Origin of the sequence: Halolamina salifodinae, from assembly GCF_017874235.1 — an archaeon.
Classification (GTDB): domain Archaea; phylum Halobacteriota; class Halobacteria; order Halobacteriales; family Haloferacaceae; genus Halolamina; species Halolamina salifodinae.
In genome coordinates this window covers 259,961-285,984 of the sequence record NZ_JAGGLC010000001.1, presented here as the reverse complement: position 1 = coordinate 285,984, position 26,024 = coordinate 259,961, and the positions used below count along the sequence as shown (strand labels likewise).

Annotated in this window: 28 protein-coding genes; 13 read left to right on the top strand and 15 right to left on the bottom strand. The window is 68.1% G+C overall.

The window, feature by feature from the left end; all coding sequences use genetic code 11:
- Nucleotides 1-54: 54 nt before the first annotated feature.
- A complete protein-coding gene (locus J2753_RS01470; protein WP_209489750.1) occupies nucleotides 55-1,470 on the top strand; it encodes an LVIVD repeat-containing protein in 1,416 nt (471 codons plus the stop codon).
- Nucleotides 1,471-1,543: 73 nt separating this feature from the next.
- Nucleotides 1,544-1,870 (top strand): NifU family protein, encoded by a 327-nt coding sequence (locus J2753_RS01465; protein ID WP_209489749.1) that lies wholly within the window; start codon nucleotides 1,544-1,546, stop codon nucleotides 1,868-1,870.
- Nucleotides 1,871-2,048: 178 nt separating this feature from the next.
- Here the strand turns inward: J2753_RS01465 and J2753_RS01460 are convergent, their stop codons facing one another.
- Both J2753_RS01460 and J2753_RS01455 read right to left on the bottom strand, forming a co-directional pair.
- Entirely contained in the window at nucleotides 2,049-3,479 is a 1,431-nt protein-coding gene (locus J2753_RS01460; protein ID WP_209489747.1) for a DUF402 domain-containing protein, read from the bottom strand.
- A 162-nt stretch (nucleotides 3,480-3,641) separates the two neighbouring features.
- The gene (locus J2753_RS01455) at nucleotides 3,642-3,998 is read right to left on the bottom strand and encodes a cell division protein SepF (protein WP_209489745.1); all 357 of its coding nucleotides are present in this window, start codon (nucleotides 3,996-3,998) and stop codon (nucleotides 3,642-3,644) included.
- Nucleotides 3,999-4,103: 105 nt separating this feature from the next.
- Here J2753_RS01455 and J2753_RS01450 point away from each other — a divergent pair, with 105 nt between their 5' ends.
- The 5 genes from J2753_RS01450 to J2753_RS01430 all read left to right on the top strand — a co-directional run bounded on the left by J2753_RS01450 (nucleotide 4,104) and on the right by J2753_RS01430 (nucleotide 9,717).
- The gene (locus J2753_RS01450; protein ID WP_209489742.1) at nucleotides 4,104-4,817 is read left to right on the top strand and encodes a DUF1028 domain-containing protein; all 714 of its coding nucleotides are present in this window, start codon (nucleotides 4,104-4,106) and stop codon (nucleotides 4,815-4,817) included.
- Nucleotides 4,818-4,874: 57 nt separating this feature from the next.
- Nucleotides 4,875-6,452, top strand: a complete 1,578-nt coding sequence (locus J2753_RS01445) for a carboxypeptidase M32 (RefSeq protein WP_209489740.1) — start codon at nucleotides 4,875-4,877, stop codon at nucleotides 6,450-6,452.
- A 464-nt stretch (nucleotides 6,453-6,916) separates the two neighbouring features.
- Nucleotides 6,917-7,357 (top strand): DUF5788 family protein, encoded by a 441-nt coding sequence (locus tag J2753_RS01440; RefSeq protein WP_209489738.1) that lies wholly within the window; start codon nucleotides 6,917-6,919, stop codon nucleotides 7,355-7,357.
- Between the two features lie 30 nt (nucleotides 7,358-7,387).
- Nucleotides 7,388-9,208 (top strand): helix-hairpin-helix domain-containing protein, encoded by a 1,821-nt coding sequence (locus J2753_RS01435; protein ID WP_209489736.1) that lies wholly within the window; start codon nucleotides 7,388-7,390, stop codon nucleotides 9,206-9,208.
- A gap of 38 nt (nucleotides 9,209-9,246) precedes the next feature.
- Nucleotides 9,247-9,717 carry a Mut7-C RNAse domain-containing protein gene (locus tag J2753_RS01430; RefSeq protein ID WP_209490751.1) on the top strand — a complete coding sequence of 157 codons (471 nt, stop codon included), beginning with the start codon at nucleotides 9,247-9,249 and terminating at the stop codon, nucleotides 9,715-9,717.
- Here J2753_RS01430 and J2753_RS01425 read toward each other — a convergent pair whose 3' ends face one another.
- Nucleotides 9,718-10,881, bottom strand: coding sequence for a DUF7139 domain-containing protein (locus tag J2753_RS01425; protein ID WP_209489734.1), 1,164 nt, complete (start codon nucleotides 10,879-10,881; stop codon nucleotides 9,718-9,720).
- A gap of 118 nt (nucleotides 10,882-10,999) precedes the next feature.
- Between J2753_RS01425 and J2753_RS01420 the strand changes: the two genes are divergently transcribed.
- On the top strand, nucleotides 11,000-11,284 hold the full coding sequence (locus J2753_RS01420; protein ID WP_209489732.1) for a DUF5789 family protein: 285 nt from the start codon (nucleotides 11,000-11,002) through the stop codon (nucleotides 11,282-11,284).
- On the opposite strand, the gene nreA is transcribed toward J2753_RS01420, so the two are convergent.
- Both nreA and J2753_RS01410 read right to left on the bottom strand, forming a co-directional pair.
- A complete protein-coding gene (gene nreA / locus J2753_RS01415) occupies nucleotides 11,285-12,544 on the bottom strand; it encodes a DNA repair protein NreA (RefSeq protein ID WP_209489730.1) in 1,260 nt (419 codons plus the stop codon).
- Nucleotides 12,545-12,605: 61 nt separating this feature from the next.
- Nucleotides 12,606-13,613 carry a transcription initiation factor IIB gene (locus J2753_RS01410; RefSeq protein ID WP_209489728.1) on the bottom strand — a complete coding sequence of 336 codons (1,008 nt, stop codon included), beginning with the start codon at nucleotides 13,611-13,613 and terminating at the stop codon, nucleotides 12,606-12,608.
- A gap of 123 nt (nucleotides 13,614-13,736) precedes the next feature.
- Between J2753_RS01410 and rnhA the strand changes: the two genes are divergently transcribed.
- Both rnhA and J2753_RS01400 read left to right on the top strand, forming a co-directional pair.
- Nucleotides 13,737-14,333 carry a ribonuclease HI gene (rnhA, locus tag J2753_RS01405; protein WP_209489726.1) on the top strand — a complete coding sequence of 199 codons (597 nt, stop codon included), beginning with the start codon at nucleotides 13,737-13,739 and terminating at the stop codon, nucleotides 14,331-14,333.
- The gene (locus J2753_RS01400; RefSeq protein ID WP_209489724.1) at nucleotides 14,320-14,943 is read left to right on the top strand and encodes a DUF7108 family protein; all 624 of its coding nucleotides are present in this window, start codon (nucleotides 14,320-14,322) and stop codon (nucleotides 14,941-14,943) included. The genes rnhA and J2753_RS01400 overlap by 14 nt, the downstream gene beginning before the upstream one ends.
- Here the strand turns inward: J2753_RS01400 and J2753_RS01395 are convergent.
- Nucleotides 14,940-15,302: a PadR family transcriptional regulator gene (locus tag J2753_RS01395; RefSeq protein WP_209489722.1), complete on the bottom strand. Its 363-nt coding sequence runs from the start codon at nucleotides 15,300-15,302 to the stop codon at nucleotides 14,940-14,942. The genes J2753_RS01400 and J2753_RS01395 overlap by 4 nt on opposite strands.
- A 199-nt stretch (nucleotides 15,303-15,501) precedes the next feature.
- Between J2753_RS01395 and J2753_RS01390 the strand changes: the two genes are divergently transcribed.
- On the top strand, nucleotides 15,502-16,032 hold the full coding sequence (locus J2753_RS01390) for an inorganic diphosphatase (RefSeq protein ID WP_209489720.1): 531 nt from the start codon (nucleotides 15,502-15,504) through the stop codon (nucleotides 16,030-16,032).
- Nucleotides 16,033-16,520: 488 nt separating this feature from the next.
- Here J2753_RS01390 and J2753_RS01385 read toward each other — a convergent pair whose 3' ends face one another.
- From J2753_RS01385 to J2753_RS01365, 5 genes are all read right to left on the bottom strand, one after another.
- A complete protein-coding gene (locus J2753_RS01385; RefSeq protein ID WP_209489718.1) occupies nucleotides 16,521-17,597 on the bottom strand; it encodes an aminotransferase class I/II-fold pyridoxal phosphate-dependent enzyme in 1,077 nt (358 codons plus the stop codon).
- Nucleotides 17,598-17,648: 51 nt separating this feature from the next.
- On the bottom strand, nucleotides 17,649-19,316 hold the full coding sequence (locus J2753_RS01380) for an ABC1 kinase family protein (RefSeq protein WP_209490750.1): 1,668 nt from the start codon (nucleotides 19,314-19,316) through the stop codon (nucleotides 17,649-17,651).
- A gap of 56 nt (nucleotides 19,317-19,372) precedes the next feature.
- Entirely contained in the window at nucleotides 19,373-19,726 is a 354-nt protein-coding gene (locus J2753_RS01375; RefSeq protein WP_209489716.1) for an Hsp20/alpha crystallin family protein, read from the bottom strand.
- A gap of 128 nt (nucleotides 19,727-19,854) precedes the next feature.
- Nucleotides 19,855-20,760: a DUF106 domain-containing protein gene (locus J2753_RS01370; protein ID WP_209489714.1), complete on the bottom strand. Its 906-nt coding sequence runs from the start codon at nucleotides 20,758-20,760 to the stop codon at nucleotides 19,855-19,857.
- A gap of 84 nt (nucleotides 20,761-20,844) precedes the next feature.
- Entirely contained in the window at nucleotides 20,845-21,471 is a 627-nt protein-coding gene (locus J2753_RS01365) for an adenylate kinase (protein WP_209489712.1), read from the bottom strand.
- Between the two features lie 88 nt (nucleotides 21,472-21,559).
- On the opposite strand from J2753_RS01365, the gene J2753_RS01360 reads away from it, so the two are divergent.
- A complete protein-coding gene (locus tag J2753_RS01360) occupies nucleotides 21,560-21,985 on the top strand; it encodes a hypothetical protein (protein WP_209489710.1) in 426 nt (141 codons plus the stop codon).
- A gap of 4 nt (nucleotides 21,986-21,989) precedes the next feature.
- On the opposite strand, the gene J2753_RS01355 is transcribed toward J2753_RS01360, so the two are convergent.
- The 3 genes from J2753_RS01355 to gatD are packed head-to-tail and all read right to left on the bottom strand — an operon-like array spanning nucleotide 21,990 to nucleotide 24,692.
- Entirely contained in the window at nucleotides 21,990-22,364 is a 375-nt protein-coding gene (locus J2753_RS01355; RefSeq protein WP_209489707.1) for a hypothetical protein, read from the bottom strand.
- A 37-nt stretch (nucleotides 22,365-22,401) separates the two neighbouring features.
- Entirely contained in the window at nucleotides 22,402-23,430 is a 1,029-nt protein-coding gene (locus J2753_RS01350; protein ID WP_321168766.1) for a GNAT family N-acetyltransferase, read from the bottom strand.
- Complete coding sequence (gatD, locus tag J2753_RS01345; protein ID WP_209489704.1) at nucleotides 23,421-24,692, bottom strand: Glu-tRNA(Gln) amidotransferase subunit GatD; 1,272 nt, start codon at nucleotides 24,690-24,692, stop codon at nucleotides 23,421-23,423. The genes J2753_RS01350 and gatD overlap by 10 nt, the downstream gene beginning before the upstream one ends.
- Before the next feature lie 99 nt (nucleotides 24,693-24,791).
- Here gatD and J2753_RS01340 point away from each other — a divergent pair, with 99 nt between their 5' ends.
- Nucleotides 24,792-25,307 carry a hypothetical protein gene (locus J2753_RS01340; protein ID WP_209489703.1) on the top strand — a complete coding sequence of 172 codons (516 nt, stop codon included), beginning with the start codon at nucleotides 24,792-24,794 and terminating at the stop codon, nucleotides 25,305-25,307.
- Here the strand turns inward: J2753_RS01340 and J2753_RS01335 are convergent.
- Nucleotides 25,304-25,966, bottom strand: coding sequence for an ArsR/SmtB family transcription factor (locus J2753_RS01335; protein ID WP_209489701.1), 663 nt, complete (start codon nucleotides 25,964-25,966; stop codon nucleotides 25,304-25,306). The genes J2753_RS01340 and J2753_RS01335 overlap by 4 nt on opposite strands.
- Nucleotides 25,967-26,024: the final 58 nt, after the last annotated feature.

The window sequence follows — 26,024 nt, the reverse complement described above, 5'->3', positions numbered from 1 at the left end:
CCCGTTTCGCCCCCGATCCGACCGCTTATCCGTCACCGACTGCTCTCACGGACCATGCGCAGGCGCGAGGCACTCTCCCTGCTGGCCGGGAGCGCCCTCCTCTCTCGCCCCGTCGTCGGCCACCCGACACCGGTCGGCACGCCCGGCGACGGCACGCCGCGAACCCGGGAAGACACCTACGGCCCGGTCGGCCGCGTCGAAGTCGACGGAGCGACTGAGACGGTCGTCACCCCCGACGGTGCCACCGCGTTCGTCGCCGCCACCGACGGTTACGCCGTCGTCGACCTCTCTTCTCCTTCTGACCCGACCGTCGTCGCCGAGCGCCGTGACCTCTTGGCTGACCGCGAGAACGGCCCGCTCGGCGGGATCTATGACGTGAAACATGCTGGCGACACGTTGCTGGTAGTCGGTCCCGCCAACCCCGGTCAGAGCGAACTCGCTGGGGCGCTGGTCGTCGACGTTTCGAACCCGGAAAAGCCACGCCAGCGGGCGTTCTACGAGACCGACTACCCGATCCACAACGCCTACCTTGACGGCGACACCGCCTACCTCACCGCCAACGGTGGCGAGCGACGACGGCTCGCCATCGTCGACGTGGCCGACGAGCCAACCAAAATCGGGGAGTGGGAGCTAACCGAGTACGACGACGCGTGGACCGACGTACCCCCGTTCCCGCGGGTGATCCACGACGTGTACGTGCAGGACGACGTCGCCTACCTCGCCCACTGGGACGCCGGCACGTGGCTGCTCGACGTGAGCGATACTGCCGCGCCCGCGGTCATCTCCCACATCGGCCGCGACGCGGAGACGGTTGCCGACGAGTTCGAGTCCGGCGCGGACAGCTACGACGCCCTCCCCGGGAACGCCCACTACGCCGCCGTCGACGAGGCGGGCGACCTGCTCGCCGTCGGTAGCGAGGCATGGGCGACCGAGGAACTCCCCGAAGGCGGCCCGGGCGGTATCGACCTCTACGACATCTCGACGCCAACCGAGCCCCAGTCGCTCGCCACCATTGACCCGCCGCCGACCCCCGACGCCACGCATGACGGGTCGTGGACTACCGCCCACAACTTCGAGTTCCGCGACGGCATCCTCTACAGTTCGTGGTACCGCGGCGGGGTGAAGCGCCACGACGTGTCGGACCCCGTGGAGCCGACAGAACTCACCTGGTGGGCCGACCGCCCGCACGCGGAGTTCTGGACCGCGCGGGTCGGCGTCCCCGGGTCGACGTTCGTCGCCTCCTCGCGGGCCACCGTCGACTCGCCCGCCGCGCTGTACGTGTTCCCGGACGGCGACGGGGAGACGACCTGGGGGTTCGGAAACGACCCCGACCTCGCGACGCCCTCGCCGACGAGCGCCGAGACGCCTACGCCGACGGAGACAGCGGCTGAAGGCCCCGGATTCGGCCCCCTCGCGGCGCTCGCGGGCGTCGGTGTCGGCGCGCTCGCGTGGCTGTGTGAACGACCGTGAGGGAGTTTTTTCACGGCCGTCGGCCTGCAGGGAAACCGCAAGCTACCAGTGTCCGGGTCGCCAAAGGGAGCTAATGAGCGACGAGAGCCTCAAGGAGCGCGTCGAGAACTGGATGGTCGGGCAGATGCCCATCATCCAGATGCACGGGGGCCGCAGCGTGGTCCGCGAGGCCAACCCCGACACCGGCACCGTCTCCGTCGAACTCGGCGGCTCCTGTGCTGGCTGTGGGATCAGCGACCTCACCGCCCAGAACATCAAACGCGACCTGATCCTGGAGTTCGACGACGTCGACGAGGTCCACGTGATCGTCCCCTCGACCGGCGAGCAGGGCGACGCGACCGTCGAGGGCGGCCGCGGCGGCGAACTGCAGCACGCGACCGAGCACCCCAACCACTTCTGAACGGCCGGCTATCCCCGGCTATCACGCCTCCCGCTGACTTCTCACCGACTCGCTGTGAGGGGCGGCTATGCGCCGTTGACAGCATCGCTCCGCGCTGAGCCTCCGGGCGATCCGTCTTGCGAGCACCTGTACCGACGAGGTGGGGGGCAGCATGAGCCGACTCACGCGCCGCGCCTGATCAGAGCGCGCGTTCGATGCTGCTCGCGACCTGTCGGGCCTTCTCTGCCAGTTCCTCCGAGAGGTCACCGTCCTCGACGGCCGCGTCGAGTTCGTCGTCGTCGACACGCTCCACCTCGCCGTCGGGGTACTTGATCACGTCCACGTGGAGGTCGACGTAGCGCACCACGTCGGGGAACAGTTCGACGGGCGTGCAGATGTTGACGTACGTCCCCTTGTGCTCGCCGTCGGCGCCGCGGTAGGTCGTCGGATACCACCAGCGCCCCTCGCGGAACTTCGTGAGCGCGGTGTCGCCCGGCGCCCGGGGGGTCCCCAGCGCGTCGTAGCTTCCGCTGCCGGCGATTTCGCGTTCGACTGCCAGCGTGCCGTCGTCGTCGCACTCTTTCACCTCGCCTTCCCCGAGGACGATCCGGCGGCCGGCGGGCTTCCCGTGGTCGATCCGCACGCGGTCGCCGACGTGCGGGCCGAACTGGTCGGCGACAACTGCGAACGGGAACTCCTCGCCCATGTCGCCACCACAGAGTGCCTCCGCGAAGTCGACGCCCGCGCTGGCGGCGTTGGTGCCGGCCTTGGTCCGGTGGTGGCCGGGCATCGTCGTCGTCACCGTCCGGCGTGCCTCGTCCAGCGCGAATCGCGACTCGCGGCCGAACCAGACCCACGCGCCGGCGGCCGGGCTGGCAATCTCCCGGACTGGCTCGGGCTCGCCGGCGTCGTCGATGGCGTCCGCCAGATCGGTCGCGTGTTCGCTGGCCTGCGCCAGCGCGTCGCCCAGCGTCTCCATCTCGGCGTCGCGGGCGTCGTGGGCCCACTCCAGCCCCCAGCCCGCCGGCGGGTCAGAACCGAGCAGGTCGGTGATCCCCGCCAGTTCGCGGCCGGCGGCGTCGTCCCGGCCGGCAACGCGGATCCCCTCGTGGCCCCGGGTGAGCGTCGCCAGCCCCGCCTCGACACGGAACGCCGTGTCGAGCAGGTGTCGGTCGCTGTCCCACGGCGCCGCCGCCTCGGTGACCTGCACCCGGACTGCGTCGCCCTCGTCGATGGTGCCGTCGACGTTCCGGAACGGGAGATAGCCCTCCGTCTCGCCCAGTTCGACGACGGCGCCGGTACCCAGCGTCTCGGTCACGCGGCCGTCGAACACCGCGCCGACTGGGGCCGGGTCGGCCCAGGTGAGCGTGTCGATCCCGGTGTCGGCCAGCAGGCCGTGGATACGCGTGACAGCGGCAGGATCGCCGGCGACGTTGATTCCCTGCCGGTCCGGCCCGGTCTCGATGGCGGCGTCGTGATCGGCCGCCGGGAGGTCGGCGTCGAAGCGCCGCTGGATCGGCGGCGAGGCCTGTACCACACGGTGGCCGGCGTCGAGCAGCGTCCGGGTGAGGGCGGTGGCGTAGATGCCCCGGACCCGGACGTTCGCGGCGTCGGCCGAATCCTCGGTCATGTCCGTCCCTGCGGTCGGGGGGAACAGGTAGGTGACGGTTCGGTACGAGTTCAGCCGCGGCGCTCAGCTGGGCTCAGTCAGTGTGGAGAGCGAAACCGACGCCGTCGCTGATACCGTGCTCGGAGATCCGTCGGGAGACCGGGGCCGTAGAAGAGTCGGCGCTCAGTTCAGCTTCTCGCGGGAGATGCCGACGCCCGTGGGGGTGATGATGATCTGGTCGTCGCCCTTCTGGACGATGTCGCCGTCGACCTCCTGGGCGACCTGCCGGAGTTCGTCGATGATGCGGTCGCTGGCGTTGTCGGTCGTCGAGTGGCGGGTGATGTCGGCGATCACGAGGTCGCCGTCGTAGACGGCGTCCTTGATCGCGATCACGTCCTGCTGGCCGGCGATCTCGGCGAACTGCACGCTCATGCTGTTGGCGCCGCCCGGACTCTCGAAGTCCTCCTCTAAGTCGAGCGTGACGTAGTCCTCGGTGCTGCGGTTGCCGCCGCCGCCGAGGATTTTGCTCATGATTCCCATGTGCTCGAAAACCGGGGCTGCGGCATTAGTTCTTGCGCCGTGGGCTGCAAACCCGCCGACTGCCGCGAGACGACCACTTTTGCCCCTCCCGACCCACCCACGTCTATGACCTTCAGCATCTGCGTCCGCGAGGCGTACGAGGACGACGAGGGCGCCGACCAACTCCGGTTCGGCGTCGCCGTCACCACTCGCCTGCCAGCCGTGGGGACGCTCTGCCCGTTCGTCTCCGAGAACGGCGCTGTGGCGACACAGAGTCTGGTGAACGTCGAACTCGGCCGGAAGGGGATCGCGTACATCGACGACGGCCTCGCCGTCGAGGACGCGCTCCAGTCCCTGCTGAACGCCGACGAGGGCGCCGAGCAGCGCCAACTCCACGGGGTTGACGCCGACGGCGGTTTCACGTTCTCGGGCGAGGAGTGCCACGGCTGGTACGGCCACACCGAGGGCGAGAACTACACCGTCGCGGGGAACCTCCTCACCGGCGAGTCGGTCGTCGAGAACGTCGCCGAGACGTACGCGGAGTCGGGCCGCGACGCCCCCCTCGCCCAGCGCCTCATCGACGCGCTCGGGGCTGGCTACGCTGAGGGCGGTGACAAGCGTGAAGAGCTCCACGTCCAGAGTGCGGCGGTGAAGGTGCGCTCGACCGAGGAGGAGGATGACCCGTACTACAACGACCTGCGCGTCGACGCCACCGAGACGCCGATCCAGGACCTACGCGAGACCTACCAGCTCGCCGACGAGGGGTTCCAGGCGGCGATGGAGCGCTACGAGCAGGCGATGGACGAGGACGACCTCGCTGCCGACGAGGACGAGGAGTAGCGACCCGCAGACTGCCGGGTCCAAGGGATTGATAGGCTCGCCGGGCCATGCCCGTGTGTGTCTATCGAAGAACCTCCAGAGGACGCCCCGGAGCCGTACCGGGACCTCATCGAACAGACGCGACGCATCTCCTACATCGGTGACGCCAGCGGCGTGCTCGGCTGGGACCAGCAGGTGACCATGCCCGAGGGCGCCACGCCGGCCCGCGCCAAACAGCTCTCGGCGCTCTCGGCGGTCAGCCACGACCTGCTGACCGACGACGAGTACGAGGCAGCACTCACCGCAACCGAGGACGTCGTCGACGACCTCGACTGGCGCCAGCAGGCCAACGTCCGCGAGATCCGGCGCAACTACGACCGGACCGCCGACGTGCCCGGCGATCTGGTGCAGGAACTCTCCGAGACCACCACGGAGAACCAGGAGATCTGGCAGCAGGCCAAAGCCGAGGACGACTTCGAACTGTTCGCCCCCCGACTGGAGAAGCTCCGTGACCTCTCCATCGAGCGCGCGAACCACATCAGCCCGGACCAGTCGCCCTACGACGTGCTGTACGAGGACGGCCTGCCGTACATCTCCCGGGAGCGCACGCAGGAGATTTTCGACCGCCTGAAGGAGGAACTGGTCCCGCTGATCGAGGAAATCAAGGAGCACGGCGACGACCTCGCCTCGCCCTACGAAGGGCAGGAGTACCCCGAGGAGGACCAGCGCGCGCTTTCTGAGGCTGCACTGGACGCTATCGGCTACGACCGCGACCACGGCCGACTCGACATCTCGGCACACCCCTTCACCTCGGGCAATCAGTTCGACGCCCGCGTGACGACGCGGTACAAGCCCGAGAACCCGATGGACGCGCTGACGGCGACGATCCACGAGTACGGGCACGCGAGCTACATGCTCGGCCTGCCCCAGGAACACTACGGCACGCCGCTGGGCGAATCGCTCTCCTCGGGCGTCCACGAGTCCCAGAGCCGCTTCTGGGAGAACCACGTCGGCCGCACGAAGCCGTTCTGGGACTTTTTCCTCTCCGAGGTCAAGGAGCACCTCGACGAGGATCACGAATCGCGGAGCGATTCGTTAGCCAGCCAGAAGTCGAAGACTTCTGGCGACGTCGACGACCTGACGGTGCAGGAGGCCTACGAGGCGGTCAACCGCATCTACCCCAACAACCGCATCCGGGTGGAGGCGGACGAACTCACCTACCACCTGCACATCATCCTCCGGTGTGAGATCGACAGCGCGTTCGTCGCCGGCGAGATCGAGGTCGACGAGATCCCGGAACTCTGGAACGAGAAGATGGAGGAGTACCTCGGCGTCACGCCCGACGGCGTGGGTGAGGGCTGCCTGCAGGACATCCACTGGTCCTCCCGCTTCGCGGGGTTCCAGGGCTACACCATCGGGAGCGTGCTCGCGGCTCAGCTGGACGCGGCGATGCGCGACGACATCTCGGACGTCGACGGGAAGATTCGGAACGGGAACTTCGACCCGATGCGCGAGTGGATGAACGAGAACGTCCACAGCCACGGGCGGGCGTACAAGTCCGAGGACCTGATCGAGGAGGCGACGGGTGAGCCGCTGACGGCGGACTACTTCCTCGACTACGTGGAGGAGAAGTTCACGGATCTGTACGGGCTGTAAGTCGGTCGATTTCGAGTTTACAACGTTTTCTTTTGGTGTGCTTCGGTTGTGTGTTGTGGCTTTGAGAGTGGTTGCTCCAACGGCGACAGCAACAGCATCTCGATGCTTGACTACTTGCGACCGCACCGCTGACCACCCCGCGGCCTCACGCCTCCCCAGCCGGTTCGCTCGGGATTAACCCTCGCTCACCCCTCGCGCTCAGGCGCGACACGAGGTCGCGCCCGCTTCGCGCCACCACCGGCAGCTGAGCGGTGGACGCCTCGCGGGCGCCCATGGTCGGCGCCCGCGGGGGGAGGGGTGGGGAATCGGCGCTGTGCCGGGCCTTGTGCCCGGTACCCGGCGGTCACAATTTGCCAACGAACGAGATGCTGTTGCGGTTGCTGTCGTTGACGACGCGACCATCAATAACCCGGTAGCCCACTAATGGGCGAAGAAGCAAAGAGTCGCCCCGCCCAACCCCCTGTGTGAAGGAGTACGAGCGCAAGCAGCTACTCGAACGGGTCGGTCGCGAGGCCGCCACCATCGGCGCCACCATCCCCGAGCAGATCGAGGTGCAGGGCGAGACCCTCGAACTCCAGCAGTTCGTCTTCGAGATCAAGCGCCGCGACACGGTCCCCGCAGGCGAGCGCGAACGCGTCGACGAGGCCAAGAAGAATCTCCGGCGGGAGCGCAACGACCGCCTCGAACGCATCGAGGACGGCGAGATCAGCTACGAGGAGGGCGACGCACTCGCCAACAGCATCATCGGCATCGACCGCGCGCTCGACGCGCTGGAACAGCTCGGACCCGCCGACATCGAACAGGAAGCCGCCCGCAAGGAAGCAGTCGACCAGAAGCGCTGGATGAACTTCCTCAAACAGGCACTCGGCAAGGACGAGGGCGGTGCGCGACGCGGCTCGCTCTAACTGCGGCTCCCGGACACCACTTTCCAACCCATGCCCACGAACGACGAACTCGCGACGCTACTCGAAGAGATGGCCGACCTACTGGAGGCCACGGACGTTGAGTACAAACCGAGCGCCTACCGTCGCGCCGCCGAGAACGTCCGGGAGTACCCCGAACCGGTCGAGGAGTTGGCCACGAAGCCCGACGACCCGGAGGACGCCGTCGCGGAGATCAACCGCGTCGGCGACGCTATCGCCGCCAAACTGGTCGAGTACGTCGAGACCGGCGAAATCGAGGAGCTTGAACAGCTCCGCGAGGAGCTCCCCGTCGACATGGCGGCGCTCACGAGCGTCGAGGGCGTCGGCCCCAAAACCGTCGGCACGCTCTACGAAGAACTCGGTATCACCGACCTCGACGACCTCGCGGAGGCCGCGCGGAACGAGGAGATCCGCGAAGTCTCGGGGTTCGGCGCGAAGACCGAGCAGAACATCCTCGACGGGATCGACTTCGCCAAGCAGGCCCACGAGCGCACCCTGCTCGGGAAGGGCCGTCCGCTGGGCGAGTCCGCGGAGGCGTTCCTCGCGAGCATCGACGCCGTCGAGGAGGCCGCGCTCGCGGGCTCGAACCGCCGGTGGAAGGAGACCATCGGCGACGTGGACGTGCTCGCAGCCAGCGACGACGGCGAGGCCGTCGTCGACGCCTTCCTCGAGTGGGAGAACTCCACGGACACCATCGAGGCCGGGCCGACGAAAGCGAGCCTCCGAACCGGCGACGGCGTCCGCGTCGACCTCCGGGTCGTCGACCCCCACGAGTTCGGCGCGGCGCTCCAGTATTTCACCGGCAGCGCCGACCACAACATCCGCCTGCGCAACCTCGCTATCGACCGCGACCTCAAACTCAACGAGTACGGCTGCTTCGACGTCTCGGACGTCGACGACCCCGGTGAGGGACCCGACGGGTCCCGAACGTCGTCGGATTCGACCGACGGAAGCCAACGAGTCGGCGAGCGCATCGCCGGCGAGACAGAGGAGGGGATGTACGCCGCACTGGACCTCCCGCTGATCCCCCCGGAACTCCGCGAGAACAACGGCGAGGTCGAGGCCGCGGCGGCGGGGAACCTCCCGGACCTGGTCGAGGAGGAGGAGATCCGCGGCGACCTCCACGCCCACTCGGAGTGGTCCGACGGCGACACCACCATCGAGGAGATGGCGCTGGGCGCCGCCGAGCGCGATTACGACTACCTCGCGCTCACCGATCACGGCGAGGGCCCGGGCGTGTTCGGCAACACCGGACTCTCGAACGAGGAACTCCGCGAGCAGATGGAGACCGTCGAGGCGGTCCGCGAGACACTCGAGGAGGCGGGCCACGACCTCGAACTGCTCCACGGCGTGGAGACGAACATCACGACCGACGGCGGGCTCTCGACGCCCGACGATCTGCTCGCCGATCTCGATATCGTTATCGCCTCCCCCCACGCCGCGCTGGGACAGGACCGCGAGGAAGCCACCGAACGGCTAGTCGACGCCATCGAGCACCCCGAGACCGACATCCTCGGCCACCCGACTGGTCGCCTGATCAATCAGCGGCCGGGGCTCTCGCCGGACTTCGAGCGACTCGCCGCGGCCGCCGCCGACGCCGGCACTGCGCTCGAACTCAACGCGAACCCGAACCGACTCGACCTGCCCGCTGAGGCGGTCCGGGTCGCCGTCGAGGCCGACGCCACCATCGCTATCGGCACCGACGCCCATCGACCCGGTGCGCTTGACGAGATGCGGTTCGGCGTCCACACCGCCCGCCGCGGCTGGGCAGAGACCGAGGACGTGCTCACAGCCCGGGACCTCGACGGTGTGCGGGCATTTCTGGAGGACTGAGAGTGGCGAGGGACGACCGCCGCTTTCTGCTGGACGTGATGCTCGGAAAGCTGGCGACGTATCTCCGGATGTGTGGCTACGACGCCGCCTACGCGCTGGACCGCGGGATCGAGGACGACGACGCCATCCGCGCGCTCACCGAGAACGAGGACCGCACGCTGCTCACCCGGGACGCGCAGTTGGCCGAGCAGGCCGACGACTCGCTGCTGCTCACGGAACGGGATATCGAGGATCAGCTACGGGAACTCCGAGCCGCAGGCGTCGACCTCTCCTTACCCGACAAGCCCCAGCGCTGTAGCGCCTGTAACGGCGAAGTTGTCTCGGCCGGCGAGGTCGAACTGGGCGAACTGAGCGACGGCGCCGAAGTCGACATCGACGGCGATATCGACGCCGACGTGCCCGAACACGTCCCCGACGACGCGGAGCCCTACCGCTGTCGGGACTGTGGACAGTGGTTCTGGAAAGGGTCACACTGGGACGACGTGCGGGAGACGCTCGCGGCGCTCTGACTACTCGTTCCGCGGCGTGTAGTCGTCGCAGGCGTCCATGTCGTCCATCAGCTCCTCGTGGGCGCCACAGTAGGGCTGCATCCCGTGTTCGGTCTGGACGTACTCGAAATGCGTACAGGAGCCACAGTAGCTATCCCGGTCCGGGCCGCTTGCGGCCGTCTCCGGGGTCGATCCGGTCGGCTCCCAGTCGTCGTCGCGGCGGGCGGAGTTACCTCCCGAGCGGAGGCCCTTCACCTCGCCGGAGGATCCGGTCTGGGTGTCGCCCGCGGCGTGGCCGGTGGTGCCCGGATCACTGACGCTGCTTCCGGACTGGCCGGCCGCCGAGTCGCGGTTCTCGCGGCGCGGCGGCTTGGAGCCGGCCGAGTCGAGGTCGCTCGTGGTCTCGGAGCCTGACGACTGACTGGTCGTGGCGCTTCCAGTACTCGGACCGGCGGGGCCGGCCGGACCCGGGCCGGCGTCGGCGATGTCGTCCTCGTCGACGAACGCGCCGCCCGTGTTCACGTCGGTGATGGAGCTCGCCGACGCGCCGCCGTCGCTGGCGACGCCAGCGTCACTGCCGCCGCCAGCACCCGGTCGGTCCGGCGCCTCGACCTCGGGGGTGCCGCCGAGCACGCCCATGCTGCCCGAGAACTTCGAGAGCTCGGAGGTGGGCACCTCGATCACCTTCGTTTCGCCCTGCGTGGTCACCTCGACGCGGGCGGTGCCGCCGGGGTTGTTCCGGGACTCGAAGTTGACGATCCCGGTGAACAGACACCAGAGCGTCGTGATCACGCCCGCCGAGTAGAGCAGCGCGACGGGGAGGGTCAGCAGCGTCTTGTCGCCGAGGCAGTTCGATCCGACCCACTGGCAGGGGTAGGCGTGGACGAACAGCGCGACCCCGAGCAGTGAGAGCGCGGCGCCGATGACTGCCGCGACACGGGTTCGTTTTCCGGAGGGCAGGACGGCGAAGACGCCGAGCACGGCGGCCGGAACACCGAGGCCGCCGAGGATGCCGGCCCACTCGCGAGCGACGCTCTGTGGCCCCACGACGCCGGTCGCGGCGACGAAGATCGCGACGATGACGAGGAGCCCCCCCAGCGCGAACAGGCCCAGCCCCGCGTACAGTCGCCGGAGGCTGGTCTGGAACTCCGCGTCGGGCTTGTACACCTCCGAGAGACTGGTCATATCGTGTGCAACTGGCTCCACGGACAAAACCGTACGTCAGACATATGTAGGAGTTATGTCTTGTCTCGCAGTGGGTTGCATCGAAAGCGTTACCGTTCGGACGGGCGATACGCCCGCTATGAGCGAAGAGGAGACCGAAGACGAGGAGCCGTCCGTCGAACTCGGCGAGGCAACCGCCGTCGAGGGGGCGCCGCTGGCCCGCGTCGCCGCGCGCCTCACCTGGCCCCAGGAGCGGAGCCGCATCGTCGAGAAGGAGGGCGACGCCACCATCCGCACGCCCGGGGGGCCGAAAACCCTCAGCGACGTGCTGGAACAGACCGACACGACGTACTTCGACTCCCGACAGACGTTCGTCGACGCCGTCGAGGGCGTCGTCGGCCGCGGCCCGGTCCAGACCGAGTAGCTAGAACTCCAGCAGGCTGGACTGGATCCCCGCCGCCATCGTCGACTTTCTCCGGAGCCGTCCCTGCCCGACCGGCAGGTGACAGCCGATCTCGCCGACTGCGGCCGAGAGGTTCTCGGCGGTGCCGTGTTCGCCCTCGAACGCGTGGCGGATCGCTTCGCGGACCTGCCAGACACCAACCGGGCCCCAGTAGTCGTCCGAGACGTGCCGCAGGACCAGTGCCTTCGCCTGCCGGCCGATGTCCGAGAGGTGTTCCAGCACGCCGAGGCGGGCGGCGTAGTACGCGCCGGCGGTCTCGTCGACGTAGCCGGTCCGGCCTTCGAACCCTTCGTGGGCGCTGGCGAGATACGTGCCCGCCTGGGGGTCGGGGTTCCAGATGCTCCCGGGGGCCTTCATCTCGACCAGTTCGTACTCCCACTTCCCGGGCGCGAGGATGACCCAGAAGCTGTTGCCCAGATACTCGTTGTGGTGGACCTGCACCGTGTCGACGCTCTGAGATCCGCGGAGCGTCCCGCGGAGGTACTGGCCGACCGTGTCGTCGACGGCCGTGATCGACCAGCGCGTGGGGACCAGCTTTCGGTTCTCGGCCTGCCCCAGCGCGCCCGCCGAGAGGATCGTGTTGATCTCGTACACGTCGAACCCCCGGCGGTAGAGGTAGTTGATCGCGCCCTGGGCCTGCCAATCGTCGTCCTCAAGGGTCTTCTCAACAGGCCGCGGGACGTACGGGTTCTCGGTGAGGTCGGCTGACTGGGCGGTCGCGCGCGGCCCTACGGGCGTCGCCACGTCGTCGCGGGAGACGTCATAATCCACATCCGGCCGGCCGTCGAGGCCGACTTCGACGCCGACGGGGCGGTCGGCGATGGCGATTTCGCGCTGGACGCCGGTGAACCCGTCCCACGCGTCGTGCACGTCGACGCCCACGCCCGTGCGGTTGGAGTTCAGCAGGCTGGTCCGGCGCTCGAACACGTCGGCGATGCCGACGCCTTCGTCGTACCACTCGCCGCTGGTCTCGAAGCGCCCGGCGTCGTCCTCGTGCCCCACTGGTGAGAGGATGCCCGTCGACACTTTCGGGTAGTCGGTCCGGCCGACGAAGATGGAAGGCGAGACGCTGCCGACCAGCGAGTCGCCGCTGACGTGTTCGTCGAACCGGCTCTCGAACTCCTCCAGATGGTCGAGTATCTCGTAGTTCTTCTCCTCGGCGAGGCGCCGCCGCTGGGCGGCCTCGTCCGCCTCGTACTCGAGATACTCGTCGAGTCGCATCAGTACCGAATCGGCGCTACACCGGCTTGAAAGTTCTGTGCCCGGCAGTCCCCAGGGCTCGCTACCCGTGAATCCCCATCGCCTCGATCTGCTCTTGATACCGATTGCGGATGGTCACCTCCGTGACCTGGGCCACGTCGGCGACTTCGCGCTGGGTCTTCTTCTCGTTGCAGAGCAGCGACGAGGCGTAGATGGCGGCGGCGGCGTAGCCCGTCGGCGACTTCCCGGAGAGCAACCCCTGTTCGGCAGTGGACTCGATGATCTCGACGGCTTTCGCCTGCACCTCCTCGCTGAGTTCCAGTTCCGAGCAGAACCGCGGGACGTACTTCTTCGGGTCGACGGGGCGCATCTCCAGTCCGAGTTCCTGGGAGATGTAGCGGTACGTGCGGCCGATCTCCTTTCGCTCGATGCGGGAGACCTCGGTGATCTCCTCGAGGCTGCGGGGGATACCCTCTTTCCGACAGGCGGCGTACAGCGCCGACGTGGCGACGCCCTCGATGGAGCGCCCGCGGATCAGGTCGTCGTCGAGCGCACGGCGGTAGATCACCGACGCGACCTCTCGAACGGATCGGGGGACGCCGAGCGCCGAGGCCATGCGGTCGACTTCCGAGAGCGCGAACTGGAGGTTTCGCTCGCCGGCGTCTTTCGTCCGGATGCGCTCCTGCCACTTGCGCAGGCGATGCATCTGGCTGCGCTTTTTCGAGGAGAGCGAGCGGCCGTAGGCGTCCTGATCCTTCCAGTCGATGGTCGTGGTGAGCCCCTTGTCGTGCATCGTCTCCGTGATCGGCGCACCCACCCGGGACTTGCTCTGGCGCTCGTTGTGGTTGAACGCGCGCCACTCCGGACCGGGATCGACGTTGTCCTCCTCGAGGATCAGCCCTGTGGGCTCGTGGATCAGTTCACCGTCGGATGTACGACGCAGATCCGCCGAGTCGACCTCCTCCGGGTCGATCTCTTCGGGGTCGGTTTTCCCCGGGTCAACCTCGTCGGCGTCGACATCCTCGTCTCCCACCGTCTCGGCGTTCCCCCGTCCCCGCTCGGACTCCCGCCGTCGAGTTGGCCGCGTCATCGTGGTAGTTAGTGTCGAAAGCAACTCGGGTAAAAGTTGGCCACAACCCAGTTGTACAAGCGCTAGCCGGCGGTCGGCGGCGTCGAGCGAACCGCCTTTACTCGCCCGGCGGGTAGCGGGCCCATGCCCACCGTCTCCGTCGATCCCGAGACCGCACGCCGGCGCCTGCGCGAGGCCGGCGTCGAGATCCGGGACGGCAACACCGACCACGAACGCTGGCGGGCCGAACACGGCGACGCCGTCGCCGTCGCTTACGACGACAAGATCGTGGTACAGGGCGCCAGCCCCACCGACCTCACGCTTCTGCTGGAGGAGGGCGGCGGGCGCGCCCACGTCTACTTCGACGGCGCCAGTCGCGGCAACCCCGGCCCGGCGGCCGCTGGCTGGGCTATCGTCTCCAGCGACGGCGTCGTCGCCGAGGGCGGGGAACGCCTCGGCCGCCTCACGAACAACCAGGCCGAGTACGAGGCGCTGCTGCGGGCGCTCCGGGCGGCGCGGGACTTCGGCCTCGACGAACTCGACATCCGGGGCGACTCGCAGTTGGTGGTCAAACAGCTCCGGGGCGAGTGGAACACCAACGACCCCGAACTCAAGGAGAAACGCGTGACCGCCCGAGAGCTACTGCGGGCGTTCGAGCGCTGGGACATCGAGCACGTTCCGCGGGAGATAAACGACCGCGCCGACGATCTGGCGAACGAGGCACTTGATGACGCCCGATAGTGACACTGCACCCACTGACGAGGAGGAGCGCGTCCCGGACATCCCGGCTGAGGCCGTCGACGAGGCCGAACGACTCACGCGCCTCGCGCGGGCGGCCGAGCGCCGCGCGGACGAGGACAACGACGCCGAGGCGGAGGCCGAACTCTACCGGGAGCGCCGGGCGGATCTCGCGGCCAAACACGACTACGAGGACCGCATCCGCGACGAGGACGACACGCTCGTGCTCTACCCCGAGGAGTGGCTGGCGGACGGAACCGTCCAGTTCGACCGGATCGAGGAGACCGAGCGCGCCGTCGAGGTGAGCCTCTCGGGTCCGGGCGACCCCGAGCAGTGGCAGGAAGTTGCCGACCACAACGACGCGCTCGTCGACGCCGTCGCCGAGTCGGCGCCGACCCACGAGGAGAACGCACGCGCGTTCGCGGCCTTTGCGAGCAACCACTACGCAAAGCCCGCCGAGGACCTGACTAGCGAGGAGGTTCGTGAGTTCTTCGAGGAGTACTACCCGCGGAACGTCTGGCCCGACGAAGCGGACGCGTCGCTGGTCGAGGAATCCGTGCGAAAACTGTTCGACGCGGCTGACAGCGAGCCGCCGGCGGTTATCGACTCTTAGGCCTGCTCGTCGAGGATCTCGCGAACCTCGTCGGCGCGCTCCTCGTCGGTGACGTACCGGGAGAGCGTCCACTGGATCCCGTCGAGCACGGCTTCGCGGCCGGTCTCGGTGAGCGCGTACTGGTTCGTCCGCTTGTCCAGTTCGCTCTTCTCGACGAGGTCGAGTTCGACCAGATCGTCGAGGTTGGGGTAGAGTCGGCCGTGGTTGACCTCGTCCCCGTAGTAGCTCTCGAGCTCGCGCTTGATGGCGAGCCCGTACATCGGCTCCTCGGAGAGGATGATCAGGATGTTCTGCTGGAACGCGGTGAGGTCGCGTGCGATACCTGGCTCTTCGTCGTTGACTGCTTCTGCCTCTGACATTGTTGGATCGTGGCACCGTCCGTCCCCCGCCCGCGGTTCGACTGCGCCCTCCTTCCCGGGGCGCCGTCGGCGACTAACCGGTACGAGGCGTTCGTCCAGTGCTCGCGTCGAAAGGTACTCGTCCCAACGTAAAAGCGTTTTCGCCCGGACAGGAACATCCCGAAAGGCATTTGCCCGACTTGACGGAAGGTTCCCAGGCATGACGAACCTCTGGGAAGAGCTCGAAACCGGGCCGGACGCGCCCGAGGAGATCTACGCTGTCGTTGAATGTCTCAAAGGTGAGCGCAACAAGTACGAGTACGACAAGGACGTGCCGGGGGTCGTGCTCGACCGCGTGCTGCACTCGAACGTCCACTACCCCTACGACTACGGGTTCATCCCGCAGACCTACTACGACGACGAGGACCCCTTCGACGTGATGGTGATGGTCGAGGACGCGACGTTCCCCGGCTGCATCGTCGAGGCCCGGCCGGTCGCGCTGATGAAGATGGACGACGACGGCGAGCAGGACGACAAAGTCATCGCCGTCCCCAGCGAGGACCCCCGCTTCGACCACATCGAGGACCTCGACGACATCCCCCAGCAGACCCTCGACGAGATCGACGAGTTCTTCGAGACCTACAAGAACCTCGAGGCCGGCAAGGAGGTCACCACGCTCGGGTGGGAGGACAAGCAGGCCGCCCTCGACGCTATCGAGCACGCACAGGACCTCTACGACGAGAACTTCTAACTTACGGCCCGTGACCCGCTCCGGCCTCCGTGCCGGAGCTACGGAACCTACGCCGTGAGTTTGAACTTCTACGTCACGGCTCGACGCCGATGACGGCACGCGACGACCGTGACCTCCGTGTCACGGTGTCGGAGCCGATGCCGTCATCGTGTGTGACCGGTCGCGGGTTTCTGAACGTTTGCGACCCCGTCGACGACACGCGTCACTACCCCCTCCACAGCCGCCACCATCGTCGCCGCCGATGCGCCCCAGTTGTCCCGTGACCGACCGCCGATACCCACCAGACATGGGTATACCCCGCAGGTATCAGCCGCCGCCCGGCGATACGTTATGCGTATGGGTAATCTCTTGAGGGGCGAGGCCCTTCCGTGAAACATGGCCACGAAGAACCACGCCGTCGGTATCGACCACGTGACCGTCGTCCCCGAGCCGGCGGCGCCGTCCGGCGCCGACGATCCGCGGGCCGAAGACGCCGACGGCGCTGACGATTAACGGTTCTCGATCACGGCACCGACGCGCCGGAGTCCGTCGCGTAGCTCCTCCTTTCTGAGGCCGAAGCCGATCCGGAAGCGGTTCTCGTAGGGCCCGAACAGGTGGCCCGGCGCCAGCACCACCGACGCCTCCTCGGCGACGACGCGGCAGAACTCCTCGGCGTCCTCGAAGCCATCCGGAACCGTCACGAACCCGCTGACGCCGGTCGGTACCTCCCAGTCCAGCCCGTGGTCGTTGATCCAGTCGGCGACGATCCGTTTGTGCTCGCGCGCTAGTTCCCGGTTCTCGCTGAGAATGTCGTCTTCCTGCTCGCCCAGCGCCTGCTTGGCGACGTGCTGGCCGAACAGGCTCGGCGAGATGCTGGTGTAGTCCTTCCAGCGCCACGCCCGCTCGACCACGTCCTCGTCGCCGACGACCCAGCCGAACCGCAGGCCGGCGAGGCCATAGGCCTTCGTGAGGCTCGTGGTCGAGATGCCGTACTCTCCGAGCGCCGCAGCGGGGGTGATCGGCTCGTCGGCGAGCAGGCGATACACCTCGTCACAGAGCAGGTACGTGTCGTTCTCGGCCGCGAGGTCGTACAGCTCCTGGACCGTCTCCTCGTCGTGATAGACGCCGGTGGGGTTGTTCGGGTTGTTGAGCACGACGACCGCCGTATCGTCGCGGATGGCCTTCCGGACCCCCGCCACGTCGACGCTCCAGTCCCCGCGATTCAGCGGGACCCGCGTCACCTCGCCGAACGCCTCCGGCACGGCGTGCAACGCCTGATACGTCGGCGTCACGACGACAGCGTGGTCGCCGTGTTCGGAGTGCAACAGCGAGAGGAAGGTGAGGAAGTTCGCCTCCTGCGTGCCGACCGTGAACAGCACTTCGTCGGCGCTTCGGTCGTAGCGGGCGCCCACGTCCGCGCGGAATTCCGGGTCGCCGTTAGTCGGGATCACGTACCCCAGTTTTCCCGGGTCCAGGTCGAAGCGGTCGGCGGGCAGCGACCGGATCCCGCTCTCGGCGAGCATGATGTCCGCCTCGTGTTCGTACTCCGCGAACCAGCGTTCCAGCCCGAACGGCGATACGTCCATGCGGGCTGTGGGGCTGGCTCCCGCAAAAACCACTGGATGCCGGCGATCCGGTCAGTCCTGCTCGCGTTCGCGCATGCTCTGGCGCGTGAACTGCGGCGTCGCCCGGATCGACCGCTGCTTGCGCCGGAACGAGCGCCAGAGCGTGACGACGATGGGCGCCGTGACCGCGAGGATCCCGGCCGACACCCGCCAGTCCTGCCCGAACGCGTAGATCAGCGCCGCCGAAAGCACCCCCGCGGCGACGAAGATGCCGAGGATCAGCCGCTTCGCGAGGTTCCGCAGCACGTCGTTGTCGTCCTCGACGTTGATGTTGACCGTGAGCGACTCGTCCTCCAGTCCGTCGAGGACCCGGTCGAGTTTCGGGGGCACCGACACCAGCGCGCCGGCGGTCTCCTGTGCCTGATCGGCGGCCTCGCTGGCGATGCGCCGGGCGGTCTGCTCCCGGTAGCCCTGCTCGGTGAGGTAGTCAGTCGCGACGCTGATGAAGTCGAAGTCGGGGTCGAGGGTGACACAGACCCCCTCGACGACCGTCGCGACCCGGAGCACGAGCGCGAGGTTCCGCGGCAGGCGGAGGGGGAACTCGTAGATGGTCCCCTCGACCTGCTCGATGATCTGCTGGACGCGGTACTGTTCGATCTCCTCGCCCCGGGCGTCCTGGATCGCTAACTCCATCACCCGGCCCATCACCTCGCGGTCGGCCTCCGGCGAGAGCGTGCCCATGTCGACCAGGGCATCGAGGATGGCGTCGGTGTCCTTCTCGGCGATGGCGACGTAGAACTCGACGATCTTCTCCTGAACGTACGGGTCGACGCGGCCGCTCATCCCGAAGTCGTAGAAGATCACCGCGCCCTCATCGTCGACGGCGAGGTTGCCGGGGTGGGGGTCGGCGTGGAACACGCCGTCCTCGATGATCATCTGGAGGTAGATGCGCTGAAGCCGGGTCGCCAGTTCGGTCCGGTCGATCCCCTTGGCGTCGAGTTCCTCGATGTCGTTGATCTTCGTCCCCGGGAGGTACTCCATTGTCAGCACCGAATCCCCGGACGCGTCGGCGTGGGTGTCGGGGATGCGGATCTCCTCGTCACCCGCGAAGTTCTCGTCGATCTCCTCGAGCATCGCACGCTCGCGGCCGTAGTCCATCTCCTCGCGCATCGTCTTCGAGAACTCCTCGGCGAGGTTCGACAGCGAGAACGAACTCGACTCGTCGGTGAGGAAGACGATCACCGGGAGCGACCAGCGGATCACCCGCAGGTCGGCGTTCACCAGCGGCACGATGCCGGGTCGGCGCACCTTCACGGCCACCTGCTCGCCCTCGTGGACGGCGCGGTAGACCTGCCCCAGACTCGCGCCGCTGATGGCGTCGGTGTCGAACTCCTCGAACGTCTCCTCGACGGGCCCGAGTTCGTCCTCGAGCACCTCCTTTGCCTCGGGCCAGTCGGCCGGCGGCACCTCGTCCTGCAGGCTCGCGAGCACGTCGATGTACTCGGGCGGGACCACGTCGGGCCGGGTCGACAGCAGTTGGCCGAGTTTGATGAACGTCGGCCCGAGCGTGAGCAGCGTCTCGAGCAGCGATTCCGCCCGGCGGACGCGTGTCTCGCTGCCGACGCTACGGCTGCGGCCGAACAGCAGGAACCGGTTCCGATCCCGGCCCCACGCCAGCAGCAGCGGGAGGAACCCTTTGAGGACGACGAGGAAGCGCCAGTACGCGCGGAGCGACGCCAGCCTGGATCACCCCTCCTGTCGCGGCGGTACGGTCGCGGCGGCGATTCGGCGGGCCATCAGGCCTCGTCGATCTCGATGGACTCCGCCGGGTCGGCCGAGCGCTTCGGGACCGTCACGGTGAGCACGCCGCGACTCATCGACGCCTCGGCGTCGCTGCCGGCGTCCGACGGTAGCGGGATCTCGGCGTCGAGGAACAGCGGGCGGTCCTCGCGGACGTAGTCGAACTCGCTCGGGGTGGACTTCTCCCGGCGGGCCTCGATGTGGAGGCCGCCGCCCTCCGTCCGGAGGTCGACGGTGTCGGCGGTCGCTCCCGGGAGGTCGATCACGAGCCGATAGGCGGACTCGCTCTCGAGTACGTCGGCAAACACGGCGTCCGGGAGCTCTCGGAGCGCCTGGCGAACAGTTTCCATACTCGGGCTATGGGCCGGAGTGTCGAAAAACCCGGCGGTGGTGGAGGGGGCCAAAGTGACGGCCGATCACGCCGCCGGCCGCCGAATCGACGTCGACGCGACGAAAAACCGTGAAAAGGCGAGCGCGCTTACGAACTCGGCGACATCTCGATGTCCAGGGCCTTCTGGATGATCTGGATCGACGCCGTCGAGCAGATGAAGTACCAGAAGATCCACGGCTGGATCGGCCCGAGCATCGGCTCGGTCCACCCCATGGCACCCCAGATGGGGAACACGACCTCCCCGAGCACGTGGTGGCTCTCGGCGCCGCGGGCGCCGATGGCCCAGTACATCCAGAGGAACGCCGGGATGGTGAGGAACATGATCCACGCCATCGGGCGGAACTGCTCTTTGAACATGCCGAGCTGGTCGCCCATGGCCTCCATCTGCTCCTCCTGGATCTCCTGCATCGCGGCGTCGTCGCCGCGCTCCTTGGCCTCCTTCCGGCGCTCCTGGATGTCCTTCATCCGGTCCTGATACATGCTCATCTTCTCCATGTCCATCAGGACGCCACGCAGCGCGGTGGAGTAGAGCCCGGTCGTCATCGCCAGCAGCAGCACGACCGCGTAGAACGGCAGCACTTCGAGCAGCGGCCCGAGCACGACGTCGATGGTCGTGCCCACCGCGTTCCGGATGGGGTTGTACATGTAGCCGACGAAAAAGAGCAGGGTGCCGGCCCCCGCCATCTTGTCCCACTTCGACCACGTCGTCCCCTCGACCTCGTCGAGGTCGACCGAGGAACTCGTGAGGTCGCCGTCCTCACCCTTGAGTCCCTCACGGGCGGCTTCCGGGTCCTCGATCCGGAACCCCGCCTCGCCCTCGACGAGCACCTCCTTCTCGATCAGGCGGCCCCACTGGCCGCTCTCGATCTCGCCTTTCACGTCCGCCCAGGTGACCTCGCCGTCGTCGGCGCGGTCGAGTACCGTCTCGACGACCTCCCGCATGGTGGGGTCCTCCGAGACGAGTTCGCGGACGCGTTTCTCGGTCCGTACCATTGACTCTCCCTTTGCTACCGGGCGTTATGAAGCTTTTACTTGTCGGTGCCGATCCGAACCGTAGAAAACCGGCGTCGCGGCCGCTCAGTTCTCGATGGCGTCGGCGATACGGTCGAACACGTCGTCGGGCGAGCCCTCGCCGTCGACTTCGACGAGATCGCCGGTCTCTCGGTAGTGTTCGATCACCGGCTCGGTGTTCTCCTCGTACACTTCGAGTCGGTCGCGGACGACGTCCTCCTCGTCGTCGTCGCGCTGGTGGAGGTCGCCGCCACAGATGTCACAGACACCCGCCTCCTCGGGCGGCGCGAACTCGACGTGGTAGTTCTCCCCGCATTCGGTGCAGACGCGGCGGCCGGTCAGTCGGTCGACCAGCACGTCGCGGTCCACGTCGAGGAAGAAGACGTAGTCGAGGTCGGTCGCGTCGTCGAGGAACGCCACCTGGTCGAGGTTGCGCGGGTAGCCGTCGAGCACGTAGCCGTCGGCGTCGTTCAGCGCGGCCTCGAGCACCTTGTTGACGACTTCGTCGGGCACGAGTTCGCCGGCCTCCATGAAGCTACGCGGCGTGCCGTACTCGGTCTCCATGTCCTTGTTCGCTCGCAGGGCGTCGCCCGTCGAGACGTGGTCGAGGTCGTACTCCTCACAGAGCTTCGTCGCCTGCGTGCCTTTCCCGGCGCCGGGCGGGCCCAGCAGCAGGAGGTGGTAGTCGGCCATACCGAGTCGGACTGGGGCCGCGCATAAAGGCTTGAAGAAAGCGGCCGAGGTCCGGGACTGATTAGTCGCCGGCCCCCTGAACACCGGTATGACCCGCTTCGACGCCGAGACGCCTACTGAGCGAAGAAAGCTGTTCGCCGACGCCGTCACCGCCCACCGCACCCGCGGGAGCGCGTTCCTCACTATCGAGGCCGCCCCGCCGGAGAGCCCCGCGTTCGACCCTGACGGCGACGACGAGGACGAGGAGGAAGAACCCCAGCCGTGGCTCCAGTTCGCCGAGAAGACGTTCAACCTCGACACGACCGACGAGGAACTCGACCGTCTCAAGAGCCTCGTCGACGAGTTTCCGGAGTTCCGCATCGACGAACTCGAATCACCCGAGGCCGCGGAGGGGACGAACGCCCGGGTCACCGCGCGCTCGGACGCCAACCGCCTCGCTGACTTCGCTGACCGCGTGTTCCGCGAGGTGTACGAGCGAGAGGAGGACTACAAGGCGTGGGTCGTCGCGGTCTGAGTGGCTAGGCGTCGGCGTCGACCGGATCGGCCATCTCGAACCCGCCGAGGTCGCTCCCAGAATCGTCAATCTCTCCTTCTCCCTCGGCCTGCGCCTCGCCCAGTACCTCGCCGCGCGGAACTGCTCCGTTCCCCACTGCGGGCGGCGGAATCGACCCCAGTTCCGGGCGACTGCGCCGGTAGAGCAGCGTCACGCCGACGGCGCCGACTGCCAGCGGACTGAGCCCTGCGAGAAACGTCGCGCCTGCCCACGCGAGCGGGTGCTCGCTGCGCGTGGCGGCGTCGTAGCCCACCCACAGCGCCAGCAGGAGCGCGGCGAACAGCGAGAACAACACCGCCGCGCCGGCCGCGAACTGTGCAGGTGACGGCGTCGGAAGCATACCGGCCCGACACAGCCGAGAAAGGTAAAACCGCGACCTAGCGCTCCCACTGCCGCCGGGTCAGGTCGGCGGCCATCACGAAATCAGGCTCGTCGCCGATGTCGACGCCCGCGGCGGCGGTGTCGCTGACCCAGCGCACGTCTTCGGGCACGAGCACGCGCGTCCGGTCGGCGCCGACGGCCGCTGCATCGCGGCTGATCGCCGCCAGCAGCGCCTCACAGGCGTCCGGATCACGCCACGCGGCGACGCCGTACTCCGCGCGGGTGAAGGACTCGTCGTCCTCCTCGCGCTCACTCGTCCGGGTTCGGTAGCTGAAGCCCCCGATCCCGCCGTCAGCGGCCGAAACCACTTGCAGGCGGTCGTCCTCGGCAGCCTCCCGGAGTCGCTCCCGGGTCAACTCCGAGAGCGCCCACGACTCGCCGGTGTCCAGCGCCAGCCCTCGCAGGTCGTCACGGGCGTCGGAACTGGTCCAGAAGCTCCACGCCGTGTCCGGGTCGGGGGCGATGGAGCCGGCGTCGCCCGCGGTCTCGGGAGCGTCGGCGTCTGGCTCGGGCTTCACCCAGCGGAACTCCGTCCCCGGGCCGTAGCCGCCGGCCCGGGAGGTGCCGAGGCCGCCGGTGTTCCACGAGAACACCATGTTACGCGCCACGCGGCGGCCGGTCTGGTAGAGCCAGTAGAAGCCGGCGTCGTTCATCGCGACCGAGAGCCCACGGCCGCGGTAGGCCGGGTCGACCCGCATCGCCTGCATCCAGCCCTCGTGCTCGCTGAGGCCGACGGCCTGACAGATGCCGACCGGTCGGTCATCCGGCAGATCGCCAACGTCTGTGGGATCGACGCCCTCCACCTCGTCGGCCGAGAGCGGATCGGCGGTCAGGTCGACGGCGACGACCGTCTTCGTGTCCGGGTCGTCCGCCGCCATCCAGCGCGGGAACGCGTCGGCGATGTAGTCGCCGTTCTCCCACGTGTCGGCGGTAAAGGCCGCAAGCGTGGGGAGGTCGCCCGGGACGGCCGCCCGGATCGCGATCTCCTCGTCGTCGACGAATGCGGGGGTGTCGCTCAGGTCCACGGCTGGGACTCCTCCGTGAGTTCGCCCGCGAGGTCCCGACCCATCGCGTCCTCGGGGTTTTCGGTGTTCGCGAGCGCCCACATCAGCTTCACCTTCGCCGTCCCGGGGAGCGTGTCGCCACACTCGACGACGCCGGCGTCGAGCAGGTCCCGCCCGGTGTCGTAGACGCGGTCACAGACCCGCCCCTCGAGACACTGGGAGGTCATCGCGACGGTCGTGCCGTCCTCGATCAGTTCCTCGAGTCGCGGGATCAGGTCCGTGTGGACGTGGCCGAGACCAGTCCCCTCGACGATGACGCCGTCCTTGCCGTCGAGGTAGTCCCACGCCGCCGGATCCATGCCGGGCGTCGGCTTGACCAGTTCCACGTCGGTCGCGAGGTCGGAACGGATCGCGAGATCTTCCTCGCCGCGGGGGGTGTACTCGTCGGAGAACTCGACGCCAGCCGCGTCGCCCTGCCCCTCCTTCGCGGCGTCGTAGTCGACGGTGCCCATCGGCTCGCCGCCGACGGTCTCGAACGCGTCGCGCCGGGAGGTGTGGTTCTTCCGCACGCGCGTGCCGCGGTGGAGCACGCAGTAGTCGTCCGACGGCGTGCCGTGCATGCAGACCATCACCTCGGCGGCGTCGGCCGTCGCGGCCTCGACGGCACAGACGGCGTTCATCACGTTGTCCGAGGAGGGGCGGTCCGCGGAGCGCTGGCTCCCGGTGAAGACGATGGGGACCGGCGTGTCGAGCATGTACGACATCGCGGCCGCCGAGAACTGCATCGTGTCGGTGCCGTGCATCACGACCACGCCGTCGGCGCCGGCCTCGATCTCTTCCCGGATGGCTTCGGCGAGGTCCTGCCAGATGGCCGGCGTCATGTTCTCCGAGAGGATGTCGGCGACGACGCGGCCGCGGTAGTTCGCGCGGCCGGCCAGTTCCGGCACGGCCCGCAGCACGTCTTCGGCGTCGAAGCGCGCGGTCACGGCGCCGGTGCGGTAGTCGACGGTGGAGGCGATGGTGCCGCCGGTCGAGACCAGCGCCACCGTGGGCAGGTCCTCGTCGAACTCGATTTCGGAGGCCTCACTGCCGCCGGCCTCGCTCTCCTCGATGTCGTAGACATCGGACTCCAGCAGTTCCACGTCGGCGCCCTCGCGGGCGATGCCGACGTTGTAGCCACCCTCGAGTTTGAGCACGAGGTGCTCCTCGTCTGTCGTGGGCATCAGGACGCCTTCGTCGGTCACGTCGTCGTGGACGACGCGAACGCGGTCCCCGGGATTCATACGCCGTGGTTCCGGTCGGTCGGACTTGAAACTGCCTTCTTGGGCCGCTCCGACCGTATCGGCGCAAGACCCATACTGCCGGCTCCCCGATACTGGGTCATGCAGCTCTCGCGCGACCGGGACGGCGAGACCGAGGAGGATCTCGGCACCGTGGGAACTGAGAACACGGTCGAGTCCAGCGACGCGACCGAGTCCGCAGACGGCCGCCTCGCCGGCCTTCGCCGGCGCGTCGGCCGCGTGTTCTCGATCCGGGGGTTCCTGCTGGCGCTTGGCACCGTCGTCGCCGGCGTCGTCGCCGGCGGCGCAGTCGGCGGGATGCTCCCGTTCCTCGGCACGGTCGGCCGCATCGTCGGCATCGTCGCCGCGACGTTCGTCCTGGGTCTCGTGCGCTCACACCGCCAGTATCTCGAAGTCGGGACTGCGGGCGCAGCGTTTGCAGCCGTACTCGCGGTCACGTCGATGTTCCAGGGCGTTTTCCTCCCCATTGGCGTCGAGTGGCTCCAGCAGTACGGCCTCGCGCTGGGCGCCATCGGCGCCGGGAGCGGGGCGGTGGCGGCGCTACTCGGCTACTACTTCGGGAGGGATCTCCGGGACGGCCTGACGAAGTCGATCTAGGCCAACTCCCAGCCGGCGTCGTCGCGGCGGCTGAGCAGTCCTCGGTCGGTTAGCTGCTCGAGCGCGTCCTCGACGGTCGCCGCGTCGGCATCCACGTCGTCGGCGATTTCGCGTAGTGTGCCGTCGGTGGTGACCACCGCCGAGAGCACGGCGGCGTAGAAGCGGGAGTCGGCCTCGGCGCCGATGTGGCCGTTGAGGCGGTCGAGCACCTCGTTCAGCCGGCCGTCGACCCAGCGCTGGGCCAGCGAAAGCTCGCGTTCGAGGCTCTGGAGGCGGTCGAACTCCTCGGCCAGCCCCTCCAGCCCCTCGCCGTCCCCGGGCTGATCCGCGATGTCGATGTTCAGGTGCGAGCAGCGCCCGGTCATGTCGAGGCTGCGACTCGCCGGATAGGCGCTCTTGGCGCCGAAACTGTGGGGCGAGACGCTCACCTCCAGCCTGACCGAGCGGGCGATGTGGAAGTACTTCCGGCGTTGGTCGTCGGTGTGGCTCTCGACCAGTCCGGCCTCCTCCAGTTTGCGCAGGTGGTCGATGACCGCCTTCGGGCTCACCCCGAGGTACTCGCTGATCTCCGTCACGTAGCAGGACTTATGCGAGAGCAACCGGAGGATGCGCCGGCGGTTCTCGTTGCCCAGGAGGTTCAGCAGTACCGCGGAGTCCATGGCCGGACTTAGCGACAGGGAGCAAAAAGGCTGTCTCACTGCGGGGGGCAGGCAAATC